The following is a 21,009-nucleotide window of genomic DNA, read 5'->3' as shown; positions in this document are numbered from 1 at the left end:
GAAGGAAAGTTAGAGGGCAAGCTTGAAGCGAAACTCGAGGTTGCGCGCAGCCTGCTGAAAATGAACATGCCGCGCGAGTCGATTTTACAAGCCACCGGGCTGACAGAAGAGCAGTTGAGCCGCGTTCAGGCAGATTGATGGGCGCCTGAAACCTTGCCAACAAAAAGACATAGCGAAGCTAAAAGTCAAAAGCCCGCAGAAAGCGGGCTTTGTCAGTCATTACCGGCAAGGCTATACGCCGCTGTTAACGCATAGTGACAAACTCTTCCGCCGCGGTCGGATGGATCGCCACGGTATTGTCGAAGTCTTTTTTGGTCGCGCCCATTTTCAGCGCTACCGCGAAGCCTTGCAGCATCTCATCCATACCTGAACCGATACCGTGAATGCCGACGATTTTCTCATCCGCGCCAACGCATACCAGCTTCATGCGGCACGGCTGACGGTGCTGCGTGACGGCGGTGTACATGGCGGTGAAAGAAGATTTATACACTTTCACCTGGTCATCGCCATACTGCTCGCGTGCCTGCGGCTCGGTAAGGCCGACGGTGCCGATCGGCGGGTGGCTGAATACCACGGTCGGGACGTTGCTGTAATCCAGATGCTCGTCCGGCTTGTTGTTAAACAGGCGCTCTGAGAGACGGCGGCCCGCCGCAACCGCAACCGGCGTTAACTCTACCGCGCCGGTATTGTCGCCCACCGCATAGATGCCGCTGACGTTGGTGTTCTGATACTTGTCGACTTTGATATAACCTTTCTCGTACAGCTCCACGCCGGTTACCGCCAGATTCAGGTTATCGGTCGCCGGTTCGCGGCCGATCGCCCATACCAGGCAGTCTACGGTCTGTTCGCGCCCGTCTTCCAGCTGCAGCGTCAGGCTGCCGTCGGTGTTCTTGATGACCGCTTTCGGCACCGCATGGGTGTGCAGCGTCGGGCCTTCGGCGTTCATGACTTCTACCAGCGTGTCGGTGATCAGCGGATCGAAGCCGCGCAGCGGCGCGTGCTTACGCACAAACAGATGCGTTTCAGAGCCCAGCGCGTTAACCACGCCCGCCAGCTCAACGGCGATATAGCCTGCGCCGATCACTGCGGTACGCTTCGGCAGCGCATCCAGCTCAAAGAAACCGTCAGAGTCGATGCCGTACTCGGCACCCGGCACCGCTGGATGGCTCGGACGGCCGCCCGTGGCGATCAAAATATGGTCGGCGGTAATGCGCTCGCCGTTGACCTCTACCGTATGGGCGTCAACGAAGCGGGCGAAGCCTTTGATTACGTCGACGTTGTTTTTACCCAGCACGTTGTCGTAGGAGGTGTGGATGCGGTCGATATAGGCGCTGCGGTTTTTCACCAGCGTCTTCCAGTCGAAATGGTTTACCGTGGTATCAAAGCCGTAATCCGGACCGTACAGATGGATAGCCTCGGCGATCTGCGCCGCATGCCACATCACTTTCTTCGGAACACAACCCACATTTACGCAGGTGCCGCCCAGCTCTTTGGCTTCGATCAGCGCGCATTTCTGGCCATACATGGCGGCACGGTTAATCGAGGCAATGCCGCCGCTGCCGCCGCCAATGGCGAGATAGTCATAATGTCGTGTCATGGTGTGTCCATCCGGTTGCAAGAGTTTGGTCAGGATTGTAACGCTGAGAGCCGAGACGGCGCAAAGATTGCGCCTATGATTGTAATAGGGTTGAATCCTCCCATTACTGACAGGGAAGCATAGCATGCAGCTTACATTTCTCGGTACGGGCGCCGGCGCGCCTGGCCTGCAACGCAACGTTACCTCCATCGCTTTTACCTGGTCGTCGCGTGGCGACACCTGGCTATTCGACTGCGGGGAAGGGACGCAGCTCCAGTACATGCGTTCACCACTTAAGCCGAGCCGCATGACTAAAATTTTCATCACGCATCTCCACGGCGATCATATTTTCGGCCTGCCTGGGCTGCTGACCAGCCGCTCCATGGGCGGCATTATCGAGCCGCTGACCATTTACGGACCGGAAGGCATCAAACGCTTTGTTGAGACTGCGCTGTCGCTAAGCGGCTCCTACACCGACTATCCGCTGGAGATTATTGAGATCGAGGCGGGTCTGGTGCTTGACGACGGCGAGTTCCGCGTCAGCGCCTGGCCGCTGCTGCATCCAGTACCCTGTTTCGGCTACCGGATTGAGCAGCACGATAAGCCGGGGTTTCTCGACGCCGCGCGTCTGAAAGAGGAGGGCGTGCCGCGTGGCCCCTGGTACCAGCAGCTGAAAGCGGGAGAGACCGTGACGCTGGAGGATGGCCGGGTAATTAACGGCGCGGACTATCTCGGCCCGGCGACCCGAGGCAAAACCCTGGCGATTTTCGGCGATACCGCGCCGACGCCAATGGCGCTGCAGCTGGCGGCCGATGTCGATCTGATGGTGCATGAAACCACGCTGGAGGCGGCCTTGCAGGAGAAGGCCAACGGACGCGGCCACTCCACGACGCTGCAGGCAGCGCAGGTAGCGAAAGAAGCGGGCGCAAAGCGCCTTATCGCCACGCATTTTAGTTCGCGCTATCTGCCGCGCGATATGCCGCGTTTGCTGGAGGAGTGCCGCTCGGTATTTCCGAATACCGAGCTGGCACATGATCTGGCGGTGTTTACGCTGTAAAACCTGACGGGCTTATTCCGGTACGATCTGCGTCACGCTGGTGTGGCCGGTTCCGGCAGGCACCAGCTTCTGGTGCAGCCAGGGCAGCAGGTCGTTCATCTGCTGCGCCAGCTTCCACGGTGGGTTGACGACAATCATGCCCGATGCGGTCATGCCACGCTGATCGCTGTCGGGACGAACCGCCAGCTCAATCTGCAGAATATTGCGGATGCCGGTCGCTTCGAGGTCGCGCAGCATATGCTTGATCTGCTGACGCAGCACCACCGGATACCAGAGCGCGAAAACGCCGGTAGCGAAGCGCTTGTGACCTTCATGGATCGCTTTCACCACCGCCTGATAGTCGCTTTTCAGCTCGTAAGGCGGATCGATCAGGATCAGGCCGCGGCGGGTCGGCGGCGGCAGTTTCGCCTTCAACTGCTGATAGCCGTCGGCGCGCTCTACGCGGGCGCGGCTGTCCTTCAGGAATTCACCGCGCAGCAGCGGGAAATCGCTGGGGTGCAGCTCAGTAAGTTGAAGTTTGTCCTCTGCACGCAGCAGATAGCGCGCGATAAGCGGCGAGCCGGGATAGTAGCGCAGCGTACCGCCGGGATTGAGATCGCGAATGGCGTTGAGGTAAGGCTTGAGCAGTTCCGGCGCGTCCGGCTGCTGCCAGATGCGGGCGATACCTTCCAGATATTCGCCGGTACGTTCGGCGTGCTCGCCGCTCAGCAGATAGCGGCCTGCGCCAGCATGGCTGTCGAGGTAGAGGAACGGCTTTTCTTTCTCTTTCAGCGCGCTGATGATCAGGCTCTGTACGGTGTGTTTCAGCACGTCGGCATGGTTGCCGGCGTGAAAACTGTGGCGATAGCTCAGCATAACAGTGGGGATTCCGCGGTTGGCGTAAAAAGGCGTACTGCAAGTAAGCGAGATTATACCTGCTGAAGGCGAAAAATGCTGGCCGATTCTCCGTCGCGAACCTTCGCGAGTCGATTCTTCGCCGCTCAGCCTGGGTGGCATTGATTTTCGCTACACTTAGCCGCATGTTAGTACGATTGCGTTGCGCGCCCCGCGCGCCCCATACATTGAACAAGGACTGCGCTATGACCAATCCATTACTCCAGCCTTTTACGCTGCCGCCTTTCTCCGCCATTCAGCCTGAACATGTGGTGCCCGCCGTGACCGAGGCGCTGAACGAGTGCCGCGCAGCGGTGGAAAAAGTTGTGGCTCAGGGCGCGCCTTATACCTGGGAAAACCTGGTGCAGCCGCTGGCGGAAGTCGACGATCGTCTCGGCCGTATCTTCTCGCCGGTAAGCCATCTCAACTCGGTGAAAAACAGCCCGGAGCTGCGTCAGGCCTATGAACAGACGCTGCCGCTGCTCTCGGAGTACAGCACCTGGGTCGGTCAGCATGAAGGGCTGTATCAGGCCTATCGCAACCTGAAAGAGGGCGAGAACTTCGCTACGCTCGACGTGGCGCAGCAGAAAGCGGTAGATAACGCGCTGCGCGATTTCGAGCTATCCGGCATCGGCCTCGATAAAGAGAAGCAGCAGCGCTATGGCGAAATCGCCGCACGCCTCTCCGAGCTGGGTTCGGCCTACAGCAACAACGTGCTGGACGCGACCATGGGCTGGAGCAAGCTGATCACCGACGAAAGCGAACTCTCCGGCATGCCGGAAAGCGCGCTGGCGGCGGCGAAAGCGCAGGCCGAAGCCAAAGAGCAGGAAGGCTGGCTGCTGACGCTGGATATTCCAAGCTATCTGCCGGTTATGACCTACTGCGACAACGCCGCGCTGCGCGAAGAGATGTATCGCGCCTATTCGACCCGCGCTTCCGATCAGGGCCCGAACGCCGGCAAATGGGATAACGGCCCGATTATGGCGGAAGAGCTGGCGCTGCGTCATGAGCTGGCACAGCTGCTGGGCTTCGACTCCTACGCCGATAAATCGCTGGCCACCAAAATGGCGGAAAACCCGGCGCAAGTGCTCGACTTCCTGAACGATCTGGCGAAACGCGCCCGTCCGCAGGCAGAAAAAGAGCTGGCGCAGCTGCGCGCGTTCGCCGAGAAAGAGTACGGCGTCAGCGAGCTGAATCCGTGGGATCTCACCTACTACGGCGAAAAGCAGAAGCAGCATCTCTACACCATTAGCGATGAACAGCTGCGTCCTTACTTCCCGGAAGCGCGCGCCGTCAACGGCCTGTTTGAGGTGGTGAAGCGCATCTACGGCATCACGGCTAAAGAGCGTACCGACGTAGACGTTTACCATCCCGACGTGCGTTTCTTCGACCTGTTTGATGAGAGCGGCGAGCTGCGCGGCAGCTTCTACCTCGATCTCTACGCGCGTGAGCATAAGCGCGGCGGGGCCTGGATGGATGACTGCGTCGGCCAGATGCGTAAAGCAGACGGCACGCTGCAAAAGCCGGTCGCCTATCTGACCTGCAACTTTAACCGTCCGGTGAATGGCAAGCCCGCGCTGTTTACCCATGATGAAGTGACCACGCTGTTCCATGAGTTCGGCCACGGTCTGCATCATATGCTGACGCGCATCGAAACTCCGGGTGTTTCCGGCATCAGCGGTGTGCCGTGGGATGCGGTTGAGCTGCCAAGCCAGTTTATGGAGAACTGGTGCTGGGAGCCGGATGCGCTGGCCTTTATCTCCGGCCACTATGAAACCGGCGAACCGCTGCCGAAAGAGCTGCTCGACAAGATGCTGGCGGCGAAGAACTACCAGGCGGCGCTGTTTATCCTGCGTCAGCTGGAGTTCGGCCTGTTCGACTTCCGCCTGCACGCCGAGTTCGATCCGGCGAAAGGCGCGCAGATCCTTGAGACCCTGCGCGAAGTGAAAAAGCTGGTGGCCGTTGTGCCAAGCCCGGAATGGGGCCGTTTCCCGCACGCTTTCAGCCATATCTTCGCTGGCGGCTATGCGGCGGGTTATTACAGCTATCTGTGGGCGGATGTGCTGGCGGCGGACGCCTATTCGCGTTTCGAAGAAGAGGGCATTTTCAACCGCCAGACCGGCCAGTCCTTCCTCGACAACATCCTGACGCGCGGCGGTTCGGAAGAGCCGATGGAGCTGTTCAAGCGCTTCCGCGGTCGTGAGCCGCAGCTGGATGCGATGCTGGAACATTACGGCATCAAGGGATAACGGTTGCAGTGAAGATCTGTTTGATTGATGAATCGGGCGCCGGTGACGGCGCCTTGTCGCATCTGGCACAGCGCTGGCAGCTTGAACATGACGAAGCCTGCGTGCTGGCGCTGGTGCAGACGCCGACCCACCTTGAGCTGCGCAAGCGCGATGAGCCGAAGCTGGGCGGCATCTTTGTCGACTTCGTTTCTGGCGCAATGGCGCACCGTCGTCGCTTCGGCGGCGGGCGCGGCGAAGCGGTGGCGAAAGCGGCTGGCGTTAAAGGCGATTATCTGCCGGACGTGGTAGACGCGACCGCCGGGTTAGGGCGTGACGCCTTCGTGCTGGCGGCTATCGGCTGTCGCGTGCGCATGCTGGAGCGCCATCCGGTGGTAGCGGCGCTGCTGGACGATGGGCTGCAGCGCGGCTACCGGGACGAAGAGATTGGCGGCTGGCTGCGCGACAGGCTGACGCTGATCCATGCGCCGAGCGCTCAGGCGCTTGGTGATATTACGCCTGCGCCGGACGTGGTTTATCTCGACCCGATGTATCCGCACCGGCAAAAGAGCGCGATGGTGAAAAAAGAGATGCGGGTATTTCAGTCGCTGGTGGGGGCGGATGAAGACGCCGACGCGCTGCTGGAACCCGCGCGTCGTCTGGCGAAGAAGCGTATTGTGGTGAAACGTCCTGACTATGCGCCGCCGCTGGCAGGCGTTGCAACACAGTCGGCGGTAGTGACCAAAAGCCATCGCTTCGATATCTATCCGCCGCTCGGCCAGTAGCGGGACAGCAAGGCGGCAATTAGCGCCGTCTGTTACCTGAGTCAGCAGAGTGACGAGGGAAGTTAACTGACCTGTAATAGCGCTCAGGCCAGACTGAAAAAAGCCGGTTCTCGCCGGCTTTTTTCTTTGCTGTTATTCGTCGTCCGCGTCGCGCAGCGGAACAATCAGCATATCGATATGCACTGTGTTGATCAGCTGGCGCGCTGACGACATCAGCTTGCTCCAGAAATCCTGATGATGGCCACACACCACCAAATCCACATCATATTTTTTAATCGCATCGACCAGCACCTGGCCGAGATCGCCGCTGCCGCTCAGGGTTTCGCTAATAGGATAACCTGCCGCATCCGACAGCCCGCGCAGCGCAGTGTGCGTCTCTTCCGAGATGCGCTTCTGCATATCGCCCAGATTAACGTCAATCAGGCCGGTATAGAGATCGGAATAGTTCACGTCGACGTGAATCAGCGAAATTTTGGCGTCATAGGGGCGTGCCAGCGAAACGGCTTTATCCACCAGTAGCTGGCTTTCGGGAGAAAGGTCTACCGCAATCAGGATATGTTTATAAGCCATGATATAACTCCTTTCACAAGATTCAGGATGGCGACCTCTCTTCCTCTCGCGTCATTGCCTGCGCAATCCTTTACGCGAACGGGCGATGCCTGTCACCAGATGTGTGCTGTCGGTGCTCCCGACAGATAGTTATTATGCCTTTAGTATAGCGGTGACGGATAACAAATGCTCCCGTACGCGCTTCGGTTGTGAATGAGATCAAGGCTTATCGCGTTTTTCGCTCGCGGCGAACGAAAATCATCGCTGGAAAAGAGTTAAAAATTTCTCCTACACTACAAATTAACGGTGGTACTCGTCTGGTGCCGACCGCGTATGTTTGCCAAAAAAAGAGATCTGTTCAGGTCATTCAGTGGTCGGCTTTTTACCGTAGAGCATAAGGCGCAGCCGCGCTTAACCTGTCTCTGCGGCTCCAGTCGGGAGGGGAATATGATCAGCACTATCGCGCTTTTCTGGGCTCTTTGTGTGGTATGTATTGTGAATATGGCGCGCTACTTTTCGTCTTTGCGCACGCTGCTGGCGGTGCTGCGAGGCTGTGATCCCTTACTCTATCAGTACGTCGACGGGGCCGGTTTCTTTACGTCGCACGGCCAGCCGAGCAAACAGGTGCGGCTGGTGCGTTATATCTGGGCAAAGCGCTATCTCGACCATCACGACGAGGAGTTTATTCGTCGCTGCGAGCGGGTACGCGGTCAGTTTATCTTAACCAGCGCCTTATGCGGCTTAGTGATCCTCAGCCTGATTTGCCTGGCGATCTGGCATTAGAAATAAAAAAGGGCGACTTGCGTCGCCCTTGATACTGGAGCCTGTTACACCAGCTTCAGCGCCAGCCAGTAAAGACATCCTGACAGCAGAATACACACCGGCAGCGTAAAGACCCACGCCATGGCGATATTCTTGATGGTGCGGCTCTGCAGCCCGCCGCCGTCCACCAGCATGGTACCCGCCACCGACGACGACAGGATATGCGTGGTGGAAACCGGCATACCCGTGTAGCTGGCGATACCAATCGAGACCGCTGCGGTAACCTGCGCCGACATGCCCTGCGCGTAGGTCATGCCTTTTTTACCAATCTTCTCGCCAATTGTAGTGGCAACACGACGCCAGCCAATCATGGTGCCGATGCCAAGCGCCAGCGCGACCGCCATAATAATCCACACCGGCGCATACTCGATGGTGCCCAGCAGATCGGTTTTCAGCTTGCCGAGGAAGCGCTGATCGTCGGCGCTGGTTTCCGGCAGCTTGGCCGCTTTATCGGCGGTGTCGGCGATGCACAGCAGCAGGCGACGCATCTGGCTGCGTTGCTCAACGGTAAGCTGCTCATAGCTCTGCAGATTGTTGTTCAGCAGGTTCTGCGCGTGCTGAACCGCCTGCAGCGCGCGGGCGCTGTCGCAGTGGAACTGCTGCGGGCCGGACGGCGTCTCTTCTGGCGTCGGCAGCGCAGGCGGCGCCATCTGAATGATGTGCGTCAGCGCTTCGCTGTGCTGCTGATAATACTGCTCAAGGTGATTGACCGCGTCGCGCGTACGCGTGATGTCGTAACCGCTGGCGTTCATATTGACCACGAAACCAGCTGGCGCGACGCCAATCAGCACCAGCATAATCAGGCCGATGCCTTTCTGGCCGTCGTTAGCGCCATGCGAATAGCTGACGCCAATCGCCGAGACGATCAGAGCGATACGCGTCCAGAACGGCGGTTTTTTCTTACCGTCGATCTTCTCGCGGTCAGCGGGCGTCATATGGATGCGCGCACGCTTTTTAGTGCTGCTCCAGTAGCGACGCAGCAGGAAAATCAGGCTGCCAGCGATGATCAGACCGACAATCGGCGACAGAATCAGCGACAGGAAGATATTAATTACTTTAGGGATATTCAGCGCATCGATCACCGAGGTGCCGGTCATCAGCGCGTTGGTGAGGCCGATGCCAATAATCGCGCCAATCAGCGTATGCGAACTGGAGGCTGGCAGACCGAGATACCAAGTGCCAAGGTTCCAGATAATCGCAGCCAGCAGCATGGAAAAGACCATCGCCAGGCCATGCGCAGAGCCAACGTTCAATAACAGATCGGTAGGAAGCATATGCACGATAGCGTAAGCAACGCTTAAGCCACCAAGCAGAACGCCAAGGAAGTTAAATACGCCCGCCATCACCACAGCAAGCTGCGCGCGCATCGCGCGGGTATAGATAACCGTCGCCACTGCGTTGGCCGTGTCGTGAAAGCCGTTGATTGCTTCATAAAACAATACAAACAGCAGGGCAAGAACCAATAACAGGCCGGTACTGAGGTCAAGACCAGCGAACAAATGTAGCATAAACATTACGCCATTTTTGAGTACATGAGCGCGGCGCATTATCTGCGACAATGCAGGGTATGGGAAAGCAAAATATAGCCTTGTTTTGACTTAGGAATGTCTTAAAAGAGTCGGTTTACCCTAAAAGTGTCTTAAAATTAGGCATTTACAATATGACATAATTACGACAACTTTTTGACGCTGGCGTCATGCAGAGCAGACCTCTACAATCAGCGCCTCTTAAGACAGGCAGGGCGAATGCAGTGGAAAAGTTTGACGTTATTATTATCGGCGCCGGTGCGGCGGGACTGTTTTGCGCGGCGCAGGCCGGGCAGCGAGGCCGACGCGTGCTGCTGCTGGATAACGGCAAAAAGCCCGGGCGCAAGATTCTGATGTCAGGCGGTGGTCGCTGCAACTTCACCAATATGTACACCGATCCCGCTGCCTATCTCTCGCATAATCCGCACTTCTGTAAATCGGCGCTGGCGCGCTATACCCAGTGGGATTTTATCGATCTGGTTAACCGCCACCATATTGCGTACCACGAAAAGACGCTGGGCCAGCTCTTTTGCGACGACTCGGCGGCGCAGATTGTCGATATGCTGATGGCGGAGTGCGAAAAGGGTCAGGTCACGCTGCGCCTGCGCAGCGAGGTGTTAAGCGTCGCGCGTGAAGAGGCGGGCTATACGCTACAGCTTAACGGCGCGACGGTTCAGGCGGAGAAGCTGGTGATCGCCAGCGGCGGATTATCCATGCCGGGCCTCGGCGCATCGCCTTTCGGTTATAAGATTGCCGAACAGTTCGGCCTGAAGGTCTACCCGACACGCGCCGCGCTGGTGCCTTTTACCCTGCACAAGCCGCTGCTTGAGCGGCTACAAACCCTTTCCGGCGTCGCGCTCGATACCACAATCGAAGCGCAGGACGGCACGCTCTTTAAAGAGGCGATGCTGTTTACCCATCGCGGTCTTTCCGGCCCGGCGGTTCTGCAAATTTCCAGCTACTGGCAGCCGGGCGAGCACATTACTGTTAACCTGTCGCCCGCCACCTCGCTCGATGACTTCATCAACGCGCAGCGCGAGGCGCATCCGAACCTGAGCCTGAAAAACAGCCTGGCGAAGCTGTTGCCGAAACGTCTGGTAGAGGTGCTGCAGGAGATGAAGCAGGTGCCGGACGTAACGCTGAAGCAGCTCAACAGCAAACAGCAGGCCGAGCTGGCGCAGACGTTACATCAGTGGCGCGTACAGCCCAACGGCACCGAAGGCTACCGCACCGCGGAGGTGACGATGGGCGGCGTCGATACCACGCAGCTCTCGTCGAAGACCATGGAGGCGCGGGATGTGCCGGGGCTCTATTTTATCGGTGAAGTGGTGGACGTCACCGGCTGGCTGGGCGGCTATAACTTTCAGTGGGCGTGGAGCTCAGCCTGGGCGTGCGCGCAGGCGCTGTAATGGCTTTATTCGGCGTCATTCCTCCCTTTCTGGCTCTGCCGCAGCCGGTGTGACGCCGCGCTGAAAAGGCCAGCCGCCGATAAATCCTCTCGCCGCCATAGCGCGGCTTCTCTTCGTTCCGCTGCCCTGTCGCTTCGCTAATCCTCTGAGCCGCACTACTTTTAGACTAATCCACCTGGCGCGTTTGCCGCCTGGATTTCATACTTCTGATTTACACAGAGGAGTTCCGCCCCCAATGCTCACCTTTATGCGTTCCCTGTTTTCCAGCCCCGAAAGCTTTATCAGAGGCATGTCGCGTCAGGATTTAAATGATTCCATCGCCGATGGCGAGCGCATCATTATCGACGAAGACGGCAACGCTTCGGTAAACGTGCTGAGTGAGGAAGTGCATGAGGATTTCGCCCGCCACATCGAAACGCTAAAAGGAGTTTAAGATGGGTACGGCGATATTCATGGTGCTGATGGTATGCGGCTACTGGTACACCAGCCGCGATCTCTCCAGCCGTTTTAAAATCCGTCGCAGCTTCGGTTGGGATGTCTATTTTCTGGTAGCGCTCTACGGCTGTATCTTCGTCCTGCAGGGGATGCTGGCGACGGCCATCATCTGGCTGCTGCTGCTGATTATCTCCAGTACCGCCAACGCCTTGCATCTGATACCCGGCGAGCATCTGCGCTGGCAGATGGAGTTTATGAACTGGAGCTTTCTCGGCATTCAGGCGCCGGTCGTGGTGATGCTCGCCTTTGCAGTGCTGTTCTGTATGTACCGGTCAAACTGGTCAGCGAGCGCGCGTCTTAACAGCAGCGGTCGTAAAGATCTCTATCAGCAGCTCTCTAAATCCAACGGCGTCGAACAGCTGCTCTACCAGTGTATGCAGGAGGGCGAGCTGGCGTGGATTACGCTAAAGTCGCGCCGCATCTATATCGGCATGGTGCACGCTGCCACCTTTGAGTATGAAAATACCGCGAATATCGTGCTTATCCCCATGCTCAGCGGCTACCGCGACAGTAAAACGCTCAGCATGTCGATCGAGCATAACTACAGCCGCTGGTATGCCGAACACGGCATCACGCTGACCTCAGAACCAAAAAACGCGATGGCGTTTCGTAAAGTGCTGATGGTGGATCAGATTGAGAGCCTGTCGCTGTTCGATCCGGCCAGCGCCAGTTCGCTGGCCATGACTCACCACGACGGCGTGCCGATGGAAGTCCACGGCTCCTTTACTCCACATTCTCCGCCGTAAACAGCCGTAAGGCGACTTTGCCGTCCTGATAGGTATCGGGTTGGTAGCCGCTCTCCAGGTGACGCAGCAGCAGTTCGATAGCCAGACGCGCGTGCTGCTGCGCATTCTGATCCAGCGCAAAGGCCAGCTCGTCATTGCGCAGCAGCTGTCGCGTAACCGAATAAAGCTCATGGGTAATATAGCCGCAGCGGCCCAGAAGATGATGGGCGCGCAGCGTTTCGCTTATGTCGCTGTTGCCCATACCGGTATTATAGAGGCCCGCAACGTGCTGCGACTGCGCCAGGCTGCTCTCCAGCAGGGTGCGGATCGTGTCGCGCTGATCGAGTCCAAACAGCACTTCGCGCAGGTGGCGCTGCGGCGCGCGCTGCATCATGACCTCGCGAAAGCCTGCGATACGCTGACGATGCGCCCAGTAATCGAAGCGACCACTCACCATGACAATATCGCCCGGTTGATGCACCATCTTGCTCATCAACAAACCGGCAGTGCGGCCCGCCTGATACTGATCGATGCCGACATGGCAAAGGCGATCCGCATCCGGCAGGTCGGTGACGATGGTGATGACCGGCACGCCGCGTTTGCGACAGAGCGCCAGCGCGCGGTAGATGGGCGGATAGTCGTGGCCAAAAACGATGATGCCGTCACGCGTGGCGCTGCGCGCGATAATGCTTTGCGCCAGCTTTTCCGGCTGCGACTCTGCAGCCAGCGTTTTATGCAGCGTAATGCGCCGATAACCCAGCTCGCCCGCCACCTCGCTAAAGTAGCGCACCAGCTGCTGAAAAAACGAGGAGCCGTTATTGCTGAGAAACACTTCTATTTGCCAGGGATGGCGATACTCTTCCGGCAGCAGCCGCTTCAGGCCGAGTTCGCGCGCGGCTTTTAATACTTTGCGCGTCGTCTCCGGCGAGACGCCGCCGCGTTCGTTTAATACCCGATCGACAGTTGCGATACCGACGCCCGCAATTTTTGCCACCATCTCAAGGGTGAGCTTTTTCATTCTTGCTCCACACATGACTCTTTTTGTCATGCCGTTACCACTACTCGCCTGCTGGCGTACTGCCTGCAAATGAATAATAAATTCCTGAACTATCTGGCGCTATTCTATTCAGCGCGCTGACCCTTACGCCAGCCTATTTTGATGACATTTCATGTCGCTGAAAAAATGCGCGCCTGAAGCAGTCAAAAAACAGGCAAGAAAGCGCGTATTAATAACTTATCGAAATTTTCTGCTGTCTTAAAAATGAGGGTTAGTGAATAACACTGTAAACTCTGATGTGATTAACTTGCTGAATTATAAAAAATATTCAGTTTATTGATGGCTTTTCATCAACGCTTCGCTTTCCGAAAATAGGTTAAAAATTTATTATTATTTTGTTGTTAATAAAAGGATTGTAATTTCAGACTATCAACAACTCACCTCTGAACAGCACGATTTCTTCGTCGGTTAACGTAAGCGTTTAACGTGAAGTTTAATAAAAATTATTATTCTGTCGCCAGAGGGGATATTTCTGCGCGCAGTTAAAGGCCATGCTCTGAATAATTACAGTCAGCTGCGCCTTCGCATCATCAAATAAAATTAAGCATTTAATGTGATTAATTCGTTAGCAGGGAAAATATGAAACGCAGAGAGTTTCTCACCTCCGTGGCTGCCCTGGGCGTGGCGTCGTCGCTGCCCATCGCAAAAGCTGAAACCGTCCAGGGTGGTCAACCCTGGGAACCCGGCAAAATCAATACGCCGTCTCTGCCGCGCAAAGGCGGCCTGCAATATCTGACACCGCACGAGTTCGACACTGTTGGCGCAATCGCCGAACGCTTTATTCCTGCTGACGATCTGAGCATCAGCGGCAAAGAGGCGGGCTGCGCGACCTTTATCGATCGCCAGCTGGCGGGCGATTACGGTAATGCGGTGGCGATCTACCGTCTGGGCCGCTTTGTAAAAGGCACGCCGGAGCAGGGGCCGCAGTCTCCGCTGACGCCCGCGCAGCGCTATCGCCAGGGGCTTGCCGCGCTTGACGCCTGGACCCAAAAAACCTTCCACAAAGATTTTGTCGCGCTGAGCGGCGAACAGCAGGACGATCTGCTGCGCCGTATGGAAGCGAACCAGCTCGACCTCGGGCCGGAAGTCGAGACCAAAGTCTTCTTCGAGCTGCTGCTGCAGAACGTGCGTGAAGGCTTTTTGTCCGATCCCATCTACGGCGGCAACAAAGATATGGCGAGCTGGAAAATGATCGGTTTTCCCGGCGCGCGCTATGACTTCCGCGACCTGATTGGCAAGAAAGGGAAGAAGCTCAACATCATCCCGACCAGCCTGATTGATAACACCCTTTAAATCTTCAGTCTGACTGAGCTGTGAGTAACATATGCAAAATATTCGTCCAAAAGCTGACGCTGTAATCGTCGGCCTGGGTTGGTGCGGCTCGTTGATTGCCGAAGAGCTGACCCGCGCCGGCCTGAACGTGGTTGCCATCGAACGCGGCCCCTGGTTTGAAACCGCCACTGATTTTCCGCCCTCTATCGACACCGATGAGCTGCGCTGGGATACCCGCCGCAGCATGCTGCTGCCCCCCGCGGTAGAAACCACTACTTTCCGTAATAATCGTACGGAAACCGCGCTGCCGACGCGCGAATGGAACCTGAACGAGCTGGGCTATAACGTCGGCGGCTCCGGCACCCACTGGGCCGGTATGGCCTGGCGCTTTACGCCGTGGGATTTCCAGCCTTACACCCAGACGGTTGAGCGCTACGGCAAACAGCAGATCGCCAAAGGGCTGATTCTGCAGGACTGGGGCGTGACCTACGACGAACTGGAGCCTTTTTACGATCGTTTCGAGAAGATCGCTGGCGTTTCCGGTAAAGCGGGCAAGCTTAACGGCGAGATCATTCCCGACGGCAACCCCTTCGAAGGCAACCGCAGCAGCGAATATCCACTGCCGCCGCTGGAGAGCACGCGCCTGACCGATCTGTTCCGCGACGCGGCGAAATCCCTCGGCCAGCATCCCTTTATGGTGCCCGCCGGACAGACCTCGCGCGCCTACGTTAACCCGCTCGGCGTCCATATGGGGCCTTGCACCTACTGCGGCTACTGCCTCTATTACGGCTGCGGCAACTTCTCCAAATCCAGCCCGAACGCCTGCGTGATCCCGGCGCTGATGCAGCGTGAAAACTTTACCGTACTGACCGATTCCGCCGTCGTGCGCGTTAATAAATCGGAAGATGGCAAAACCGCCACCGGCGTAACTTATATCGACAAGAACAAAAAAGAGTGGGTGCAGCCAGCCGATATCGTCATTCTGTCGGCATTCCAGATGCAGAACGTGCGCCTGCTGCTGCTGTCGAAAATCGGCCAGCCTTACGATCCGGAAACCAAAACCGGTACGGTCGGCCGCGCTTACAGCTTCCAGACCGTCTCTGGCGCCAGCCTGTTCTTCGAAGATGAATACCTTAACCAGTTTATCGGCGCAGGCGCGCTGTCGCAGCAGGTAGACGACTGGAACGGCGATAACTTCGATCACAGCGGCAAAGGCTTTATCGGCGGCGCCGGCATCCTGGTGGTAGCGCGCGGCGCGCGTCCTATCGGCAACGCCGACGCGCTTCTGCCGGGCACGCCGCGCTGGGGCAAAGAGTGGAAAAAGGCCTACACCCACGCTTTCCAGAACGCGACCTTTATCTTCGGTCAGGGCACCAGCTTCTCACACGAGGATTACTACCTCGATCTCGACCCGGAATATAAAGATGACAACGGCAACCCGCTGCTGCGCGTCACCTTTGACTACAACGAAAACGATCGCCGTTCAGCGAAGTTTATCGAAGAGAAGAGCGTAGAGATTGGCAAGGCGATGGGCGCGAAAACTGTCATCGGCACCAACTCGGCGTCGGGCAAATATTCGCCCTATAACTTCGCCAGCGACCATACCATCGGCGGCGCGGTGATGGGCACCGATCCGAAAACCAGCGTACTCAATCGCTATCAGCAGAGCTGGGATATGCACAACCTGTTTGTGCTTGGCGCCTCCTCGTTCCCGAACAACGCAGGCTACAACCCAACCGGTACTATCGGCGCGCTGAGCCTCTGGACGGCGAAGGCGATCGTTGAACAGTACCTGAAAAACCCCGGCCCACTGGTGAAGGTGTGATATGAAAAAAACAACCCTTGCAGGCGGCGCGGTGGTGATCGCAGGCATTATTGCGGCGGGCCTGCTGTGGCAAAACGGCGATACCTCGGCCGATGAAGTAGCGGATAATCAGACGCTGACCAGCCAGCCGCCAGCGGCGGCGGATGCTGCCGCGGTGGCGCGCGGCCGATACGTGGCGATCGCCGGCGACTGCGTTGCGTGCCATACCGCGCCGGGCAGCAAAGAGGCTTTTTCCGGCGGCTACTCTATCAGCACGCCGTTTGGCGGCATTTTCGCCAGCAATATTACGCCGGATAAAGAGACAGGCATCGGCAACTGGACCGAGCGTGACTTCTACCGCGCAGTGCGTCACGGCAGAGGCAAAGAGGGCGAGCACCTCTATCCGGCGATGCCATATAACGCCTACGTAAAAGTCAGCGACCAGGATATGCACGACCTGTGGATGTATATGCGCTCGGTAAAACCGGTGCACTACAAGGTGCCGGAAACCAACCTGGGCTTCCCGTACAATATCCGACTGGCGATGATGGGCTGGAATCTGCTCTTCTTCCGCAACAGCGGCTTTGAAACCGATCCGGACAAATCCGCCGAGTTCAATCGTGGCGCCTATCTGGTAGAGGGACTGGAGCACTGCGGCGCCTGCCATACGCCTAAAAACCTGCTCGGCGGCGATACTGACGCCTATTTGCAGGGCAGCAACCTCAGCGAGTGGCACGCGCCGGATCTGACCTCAAACCGCTATGTCGGCGTCGGCAACTGGAGCGAAGAGCAGATCGTGGATTACCTGAAGCTGGGCAGCAACCACGTTGCGGTCGCGTCCGGCCCGATGGCAGAAGCGGTCACCAACTCGACGCAGTATCTTAACGATGGCGATCTGCGCGCGATCGCGACTTACCTGAAGGCGCAGCCCGCCTCTGCGACCCAGCCGCCGCAGCCGCAGAACCCTGACAGCGCGCTGATGAAGACGGGTGCGAATGTTTACAGCGCCAACTGTAGCGCCTGTCATAACAGCGACGGCAAGGGGATCCCGAACCTGGCTGCCAGCCTGGCGAACAACCCCGGACTGCTGGGGGACGACGCCTCGTCCATCATCACGACGGTGTTGCAGGGCGGACGCGGCGCGGTGACGCAGGGCAATCCGACCAGCGGCGCGATGCCGAGTTTCGCCTGGAAGCTGACTGATGAGCAGGTCGCTGCGGTATCGACCTATATCCGTAACAGCTGGGGCAACGCCGCGACGCCGGTGAAGGCTGAGGAAGTAGCAGGCAAGCGCAGGCTGCTGAAGCTGCCAGATCAGATGGCGGCGCACTAAAAACAGAGGCGGCGTAAGCCGCCTTTTTTACACCCTGTGCTCTTGCCTTTCCTCATCGCCTCTCAATCTACGTGCCAGGCTATAAGCTGTGTAAAGTCACTTCATCAGAGAGGAACGGATATGACAGGCAAGGCATTAGTCATTGGCGCATCGCGCGGCATCGGGCTGGCGGTGGTCAAAGCGCTGGCGGCAAAAGGCTGGCAGGTAACGGCAACTTATCGCAGCAGCGCGCCGGAAGCGGAAGCGCAGTGGCACGAGCTGGATATGACGCATCAGGATCAGGTGCGACAGCTGGCGGCGCAGCTCAAGGGCGAGACCTTTGACGCGATCCTGATCAATGCGGGCATTTCAGGCCCGTCGCATCAGAACCTGCTGCAGAGCAGCGACGCCGAGCTGGCGCAGCTTTTTCTGACCAACGCTATCGCGCCGGTACGCAGCGCAGAAACCCTGCTGCCGCTGCTGGCGAAGCAGAATGGCGTTATCGGCTTCACCACCTCAATCCTCGGCAGCCTGAACGAGAACGATACGGCGGCGATGCCGATTTATTCCGCCAGCAAATCGGCGCTCAATATGCTGAGTCGCGCGCTGTTGCCGCAAATTAACGAGCATAACGCGACGCTGCTGTCGCTGCATCCAGGCTGGGTGAAAACCGATATGGGCGGCGAATCCGCGCCGGTGACGGTGGAGCAGAGCGGCGAGGGGCTGGTGCAGCAGCTGGAGGCGTATCGCGGACGCGGCGGCCACCACTATGTGGACTATGCCGGACAGCTACTGCAGTGGTGAATCATGGCGCGTCAGCGCCTTTTTTGCATCTGTAGCGGCGAAACACTAAACTCGCGGCATAGTCTGACAAGGAGTTCGTATGTCTCAGTCCCTTCAGCGTAAGCCGCTGCCGCTGCCAGGCGGCCATAACAAAGTCCTGCTGCACTCCTGCTGTGCGCCCTGTTCAGGCGAGGTCATGGAGGCGATGCTCGCATCCGGCATCGACTACACCATCTTCTTCTATAACCCCAATATCCATCCGCTGAAAGAGTATGAGCTGCGCAAAGAGGAGAACATCCGCTTTGCTGAGCAGTTCGGCGTGCCCTTTGTTGACGCGGACTACGATCGCGATAACTGGTTTGAGCGCGCAAAAGGGATGGAGTGGGAGCCGGAACGCGGCGAGCGCTGCACCATGTGTTTTGATATGCGCTTTGAGCGCACCGCGCTTTATGCCCATGAACACGGTTTTCCCGTTATCACCAGCTCGCTTGGCATCTCGCGCTGGAAGAATATGCAGCAAATCAACGACTGCGGCGTGCGTGCCGCGTCGCGCTATCCCGATATGCTCTACTGGGAGTTTAACTGGCGCAAAGGCGGCGGGTCGGCGCGTATGATCGAAATCAGCAAGCGCGAGCGTTTTTATCAGCAGGAATACTGCGGCTGCATCTATTCGCTGCGCGACAGCAATCGTCATCGCGTCGCCAACGGGCGTGAACGTATCAAGATTGGCGTGCAGTATTATTCGCCGGATGAAGAGTAGAGGAATAAAGGGCGGCGATTATTGCCCTTTATTCCCGACGGCTGCGCAGGCATTCAGCGCAAGCCATTGCGCGCTTCATCCGTGTCGATATTACGGATTTCCAGGCGAGCCGAAGTAAAACGCGTGGAATGACCGGCCGCTGGCTGCGCCTGGCGGCAAAGCTCACACGGATTCGTATTGCCTTCCAGCTGCGCCTGCGTTTGCGCGTCCAGCTGGCGCTTTCGACAGACATAAGGCGTACAGCCCATTACCTGTTTAAAGGATCGCGTAAAAGACTGCTGGCTTTCAAAATGGTATTTCATCGCCAGCGTAATAATGGGCGTAGAACTGCTTTTGAGCGCATGAACGCAGGCGGCCAGCTTTCGCTGACGGATATAGCGCGCCAGAGTTTCGTTACGGCAACGTGCAAAAAGTTTTTGCAAATACCATTTTGAATAGCCTGACTTTTCGGCAATGTCATCTATGCTAAGTCGCTGATCAAGATGGCTATTGATCCAGTCAGTAATGCTATCAATCACTTCTTCGTTATATTTTTTCTCACGCATAATCAACCTCATCAAACTGTGTTATATAGTGTAGGGAATTTAATGTTTCTCTATACGTGGCTTCGGTAAAGAAATATCAGAAAAAGCATGTTTATTTTTTTCAAGAGGAGCGATATCGGTAATTATTAGCAAAAGATGATGAAAGTTAATTATTGGTTTCGGTAAATAAATAAAAGAATAAATAAAAGTGACGGTAATGTTTGGCTTTGCTGTGAACTCTTTAGCGATTCTTTAATATCGATAACGCGTATCGTTTAAATCGCCTCTGCCGCAGGCGCAATCCAGCAGGCGAAATAAGCCAAAGCCCGCTACGCTTCTTGCTATAAAAATCATCGACATGACACAGCGCAACAATACGTCCGGCTTTTGCGCGTGTCACACTGCCGCTCTTTTCCACATGGAGATCATCGCATGCGTCCGACCTCTGGCCTGAAAAAACCGCTTGCTGCTTTGCTCGCGTCAGTCACTCTGCTTAGCGCTGCGCCCGCGCTGGCTGCCAGTACCTATGGCGAGCAGCTGGAAGGCTTTCACTATCCCTTCCCGCTACAGCGCTTTAACTTTTCCTCCCAGCAGCAGCCGCTCAGCATGGGCTACATGGATGTAAAACCAGCCAGCCGCGCCAACGGCCAGACGGTCGTGCTGCTCCACGGCAAAAATTTCTGCGGCGCGACATGGGAAGAGAGCATACGCGCGCTGAGTCAGGCGGGTTATCGCGTCGTCGCGCCTGACCAGATCGGCTTTTGCAGCGCCAGCAAACCGGCTAACTATCAGTACAGCTTTCAGCAGCTGGCGGATAATACGCATCAGCTTTTGGCTCATCTCGGTATAAAGAAAGCGGTTATCGTTGGCCACTCTACTGGCGGCATGCTGGCTACGCGTTATGCGCTGATGTACCCCAACGAGACGCAGCAGCTGGTGCTGGTGAATCCTATCGGTCTGGAAGACTGGAAAGCCAAAGGTGCGCCATGGCGCAGCGTCGATCAGTGGTATCAACGCGAGCTGAAGCTCGACGCGGCGGGCATTAAAAAGTATGAGCAGCACACCTACTACAGCGGGCAGTGGAAGCCGGAATATGACAAATGGGTCGATATGCTGGCGGGCCTGAACGCCGGGCCGGGGCACGAGAAAGTCGCGTGGAACTCGGCGCTGATCTACGACATGATCTTTACCCAGCCGGTGTTTTATGAGTTCGGCGATCTGAAAGTGCCGACCACGCTGATGATCGGTACGGCCGATACCACCGCCATCGGCAGCGATATCGCCTCGGCGCAGGTAAAAGCGAAGCTGGGCCACTACGATGTGCTGGGCAAAGAGGCGGCGAAGCGTATTCCTGGCGCACGCCTGATTGAATTCCCCGGCATGGGCCATGCGCCGCAGATGGAGGCGCCTGCGCAATTCAACCAGACGCTGATCGCGGCGTTAGCGCACCGCTAA

The 21,009-nt window shown here is 57.3% G+C and carries 19 protein-coding genes and 1 pseudogene; 14 read left to right on the top strand and 6 right to left on the bottom strand.

Annotation, left to right across the window (positions count from 1 at the left end):
- A pseudogene (locus B3797_RS06780) lies at nucleotides 1-138 on the top strand (ISNCY family transposase); the annotation flags it as partial.
- A gap of 106 nt (nucleotides 139-244) precedes the next feature.
- Here B3797_RS06780 and gorA read toward each other — a convergent pair.
- Entirely contained in the window at nucleotides 245-1,597 is a 1,353-nt protein-coding gene (gene gorA, locus B3797_RS06775) for a glutathione-disulfide reductase (protein WP_311790703.1), read from the bottom strand.
- Nucleotides 1,598-1,721: 124 nt separating this feature from the next.
- Here gorA and rnz point away from each other — a divergent pair, with 124 nt between their 5' ends.
- Entirely contained in the window at nucleotides 1,722-2,633 is a 912-nt protein-coding gene (gene rnz / locus B3797_RS06770) for a ribonuclease Z (RefSeq protein WP_311784015.1), read from the top strand.
- Nucleotides 2,634-2,645: 12 nt separating this feature from the next.
- Here rnz and B3797_RS06765 read toward each other — a convergent pair whose 3' ends face one another.
- Entirely contained in the window at nucleotides 2,646-3,488 is an 843-nt protein-coding gene (locus tag B3797_RS06765) for a 23S rRNA (adenine(2030)-N(6))-methyltransferase RlmJ (protein ID WP_126689838.1), read from the bottom strand.
- Between the two features lie 224 nt (nucleotides 3,489-3,712).
- Between B3797_RS06765 and prlC the strand changes: the two genes are divergently transcribed.
- On the top strand, nucleotides 3,713-5,755 hold the full coding sequence (gene prlC / locus B3797_RS06760; RefSeq protein ID WP_311784016.1) for an oligopeptidase A: 2,043 nt from the start codon (nucleotides 3,713-3,715) through the stop codon (nucleotides 5,753-5,755).
- Nucleotides 5,756-5,763: 8 nt separating this feature from the next.
- Nucleotides 5,764-6,516: a 16S rRNA (guanine(1516)-N(2))-methyltransferase RsmJ gene (gene rsmJ / locus B3797_RS06755; protein WP_311784017.1), complete on the top strand. Its 753-nt coding sequence runs from the start codon at nucleotides 5,764-5,766 to the stop codon at nucleotides 6,514-6,516.
- A gap of 132 nt (nucleotides 6,517-6,648) precedes the next feature.
- On the opposite strand, the gene uspA is transcribed toward rsmJ, so the two are convergent.
- Entirely contained in the window at nucleotides 6,649-7,086 is a 438-nt protein-coding gene (gene uspA, locus B3797_RS06750) for a universal stress protein UspA (protein WP_081136391.1), read from the bottom strand.
- Nucleotides 7,087-7,512: 426 nt separating this feature from the next.
- Between uspA and uspB the strand changes: the two genes are divergently transcribed.
- The gene (gene uspB, locus B3797_RS06745) at nucleotides 7,513-7,848 is read left to right on the top strand and encodes a universal stress protein UspB (protein WP_311790702.1); all 336 of its coding nucleotides are present in this window, start codon (nucleotides 7,513-7,515) and stop codon (nucleotides 7,846-7,848) included.
- Between the two features lie 44 nt (nucleotides 7,849-7,892).
- Here the strand turns inward: uspB and pitA are convergent, their stop codons facing one another.
- A complete protein-coding gene (gene pitA, locus B3797_RS06740) occupies nucleotides 7,893-9,395 on the bottom strand; it encodes an inorganic phosphate transporter PitA (protein WP_120457377.1) in 1,503 nt (500 codons plus the stop codon).
- Nucleotides 9,396-9,637: 242 nt separating this feature from the next.
- Between pitA and B3797_RS06735 the strand changes: the two genes are divergently transcribed.
- From B3797_RS06735 to B3797_RS06725, 3 genes are all read left to right on the top strand, one after another.
- Complete coding sequence (locus tag B3797_RS06735; protein WP_311784018.1) at nucleotides 9,638-10,822, top strand: NAD(P)/FAD-dependent oxidoreductase; 1,185 nt, start codon at nucleotides 9,638-9,640, stop codon at nucleotides 10,820-10,822.
- Nucleotides 10,823-11,057: 235 nt separating this feature from the next.
- A complete protein-coding gene (locus B3797_RS06730) occupies nucleotides 11,058-11,255 on the top strand; it encodes a hypothetical protein (RefSeq protein ID WP_120457126.1) in 198 nt (65 codons plus the stop codon).
- 1 nt (nucleotide 11,256) lies between these two features.
- The gene (locus tag B3797_RS06725) at nucleotides 11,257-12,063 is read left to right on the top strand and encodes a hypothetical protein (RefSeq protein WP_311784019.1); all 807 of its coding nucleotides are present in this window, start codon (nucleotides 11,257-11,259) and stop codon (nucleotides 12,061-12,063) included.
- On the opposite strand, the gene B3797_RS06720 is transcribed toward B3797_RS06725, so the two are convergent.
- Complete coding sequence (locus B3797_RS06720) at nucleotides 12,041-13,060, bottom strand: LacI family DNA-binding transcriptional regulator (RefSeq protein WP_311790701.1); 1,020 nt, start codon at nucleotides 13,058-13,060, stop codon at nucleotides 12,041-12,043. The two genes, B3797_RS06725 and B3797_RS06720, sit on opposite strands and share 23 nt — an antisense overlap.
- A 618-nt stretch (nucleotides 13,061-13,678) precedes the next feature.
- On the opposite strand from B3797_RS06720, the gene B3797_RS06715 reads away from it, so the two are divergent.
- The 5 genes from B3797_RS06715 to B3797_RS06695 all read left to right on the top strand — a co-directional run bounded on the left by B3797_RS06715 (nucleotide 13,679) and on the right by B3797_RS06695 (nucleotide 19,030).
- Entirely contained in the window at nucleotides 13,679-14,392 is a 714-nt protein-coding gene (locus B3797_RS06715; protein WP_311790700.1) for a gluconate 2-dehydrogenase subunit 3 family protein, read from the top strand.
- 31 nt (nucleotides 14,393-14,423) lie between these two features.
- Complete coding sequence (locus B3797_RS06710) at nucleotides 14,424-16,196, top strand: GMC family oxidoreductase (RefSeq protein ID WP_311784022.1); 1,773 nt, start codon at nucleotides 14,424-14,426, stop codon at nucleotides 16,194-16,196.
- Nucleotide 16,197: 1 nt separating this feature from the next.
- Complete coding sequence (locus B3797_RS06705) at nucleotides 16,198-17,508, top strand: c-type cytochrome (protein WP_311790699.1); 1,311 nt, start codon at nucleotides 16,198-16,200, stop codon at nucleotides 17,506-17,508.
- A 120-nt stretch (nucleotides 17,509-17,628) separates the two neighbouring features.
- Nucleotides 17,629-18,291 carry an SDR family oxidoreductase gene (locus B3797_RS06700; protein WP_311790698.1) on the top strand — a complete coding sequence of 221 codons (663 nt, stop codon included), beginning with the start codon at nucleotides 17,629-17,631 and terminating at the stop codon, nucleotides 18,289-18,291.
- Between the two features lie 79 nt (nucleotides 18,292-18,370).
- A complete protein-coding gene (locus tag B3797_RS06695) occupies nucleotides 18,371-19,030 on the top strand; it encodes an epoxyqueuosine reductase QueH (RefSeq protein ID WP_311784025.1) in 660 nt (219 codons plus the stop codon).
- 53 nt (nucleotides 19,031-19,083) lie between these two features.
- Here B3797_RS06695 and B3797_RS06690 read toward each other — a convergent pair whose 3' ends face one another.
- Nucleotides 19,084-19,575 carry a helix-turn-helix domain-containing protein gene (locus B3797_RS06690; RefSeq protein WP_311784026.1) on the bottom strand — a complete coding sequence of 164 codons (492 nt, stop codon included), beginning with the start codon at nucleotides 19,573-19,575 and terminating at the stop codon, nucleotides 19,084-19,086.
- A 411-nt stretch (nucleotides 19,576-19,986) separates the two neighbouring features.
- On the opposite strand from B3797_RS06690, the gene B3797_RS06685 reads away from it, so the two are divergent.
- The gene (locus B3797_RS06685; RefSeq protein ID WP_311790697.1) at nucleotides 19,987-21,009 is read left to right on the top strand and encodes an alpha/beta hydrolase; all 1,023 of its coding nucleotides are present in this window, start codon (nucleotides 19,987-19,989) and stop codon (nucleotides 21,007-21,009) included.

Source organism: Pantoea sp. UBA5923 (assembly GCF_002431095.1).
Lineage (GTDB): Bacteria > Pseudomonadota > Gammaproteobacteria > Enterobacterales > Enterobacteriaceae > Pantoea > Pantoea piersonii.
The sequence above is the reverse complement of the archived record's forward strand: the minus strand, read 5'-3'. Positions and strand labels throughout refer to the sequence as shown.

What these genes read in the sequence shown, in the direction of transcription:
- gorA (WP_311790703.1), bottom strand. Translation starts at nt 1,597, where the DNA reads ATGACACGACATTATGACTATCTCGCCATTGGCGGCGGCAGCGGCGGC.
- rnz (WP_311784015.1), top strand. Translation starts at nt 1,722, where the DNA reads ATGCAGCTTACATTTCTCGGTACGGGCGCCGGCGCGCCTGGCCTGCAA.
- B3797_RS06765 (WP_126689838.1), bottom strand. Translation starts at nt 3,488, where the DNA reads ATGCTGAGCTATCGCCACAGTTTTCACGCCGGCAACCATGCCGACGTG.
- prlC (WP_311784016.1), top strand. Translation starts at nt 3,713, where the DNA reads ATGACCAATCCATTACTCCAGCCTTTTACGCTGCCGCCTTTCTCCGCC.
- uspA (WP_081136391.1), bottom strand. Translation starts at nt 7,086, where the DNA reads ATGGCTTATAAACATATCCTGATTGCGGTAGACCTTTCTCCCGAAAGC.
- uspB (WP_311790702.1), top strand. Translation starts at nt 7,513, where the DNA reads ATGATCAGCACTATCGCGCTTTTCTGGGCTCTTTGTGTGGTATGTATT.
- pitA (WP_120457377.1), bottom strand. Translation starts at nt 9,395, where the DNA reads ATGCTACATTTGTTCGCTGGTCTTGACCTCAGTACCGGCCTGTTATTG.
- B3797_RS06730 (WP_120457126.1), top strand. Translation starts at nt 11,058, where the DNA reads ATGCTCACCTTTATGCGTTCCCTGTTTTCCAGCCCCGAAAGCTTTATC.
- B3797_RS06725 (WP_311784019.1), top strand. Translation starts at nt 11,257, where the DNA reads ATGGGTACGGCGATATTCATGGTGCTGATGGTATGCGGCTACTGGTAC.
- B3797_RS06720 (WP_311790701.1), bottom strand. Translation starts at nt 13,060, where the DNA reads ATGAAAAAGCTCACCCTTGAGATGGTGGCAAAAATTGCGGGCGTCGGT.
- B3797_RS06715 (WP_311790700.1), top strand. Translation starts at nt 13,679, where the DNA reads ATGAAACGCAGAGAGTTTCTCACCTCCGTGGCTGCCCTGGGCGTGGCG.
- B3797_RS06710 (WP_311784022.1), top strand. Translation starts at nt 14,424, where the DNA reads ATGCAAAATATTCGTCCAAAAGCTGACGCTGTAATCGTCGGCCTGGGT.
- B3797_RS06705 (WP_311790699.1), top strand. Translation starts at nt 16,198, where the DNA reads ATGAAAAAAACAACCCTTGCAGGCGGCGCGGTGGTGATCGCAGGCATT.
- B3797_RS06700 (WP_311790698.1), top strand. Translation starts at nt 17,629, where the DNA reads ATGACAGGCAAGGCATTAGTCATTGGCGCATCGCGCGGCATCGGGCTG.
- B3797_RS06695 (WP_311784025.1), top strand. Translation starts at nt 18,371, where the DNA reads ATGTCTCAGTCCCTTCAGCGTAAGCCGCTGCCGCTGCCAGGCGGCCAT.
- B3797_RS06690 (WP_311784026.1), bottom strand. Translation starts at nt 19,575, where the DNA reads ATGCGTGAGAAAAAATATAACGAAGAAGTGATTGATAGCATTACTGAC.
- B3797_RS06685 (WP_311790697.1), top strand. Translation starts at nt 19,987, where the DNA reads ATGCGTCCGACCTCTGGCCTGAAAAAACCGCTTGCTGCTTTGCTCGCG.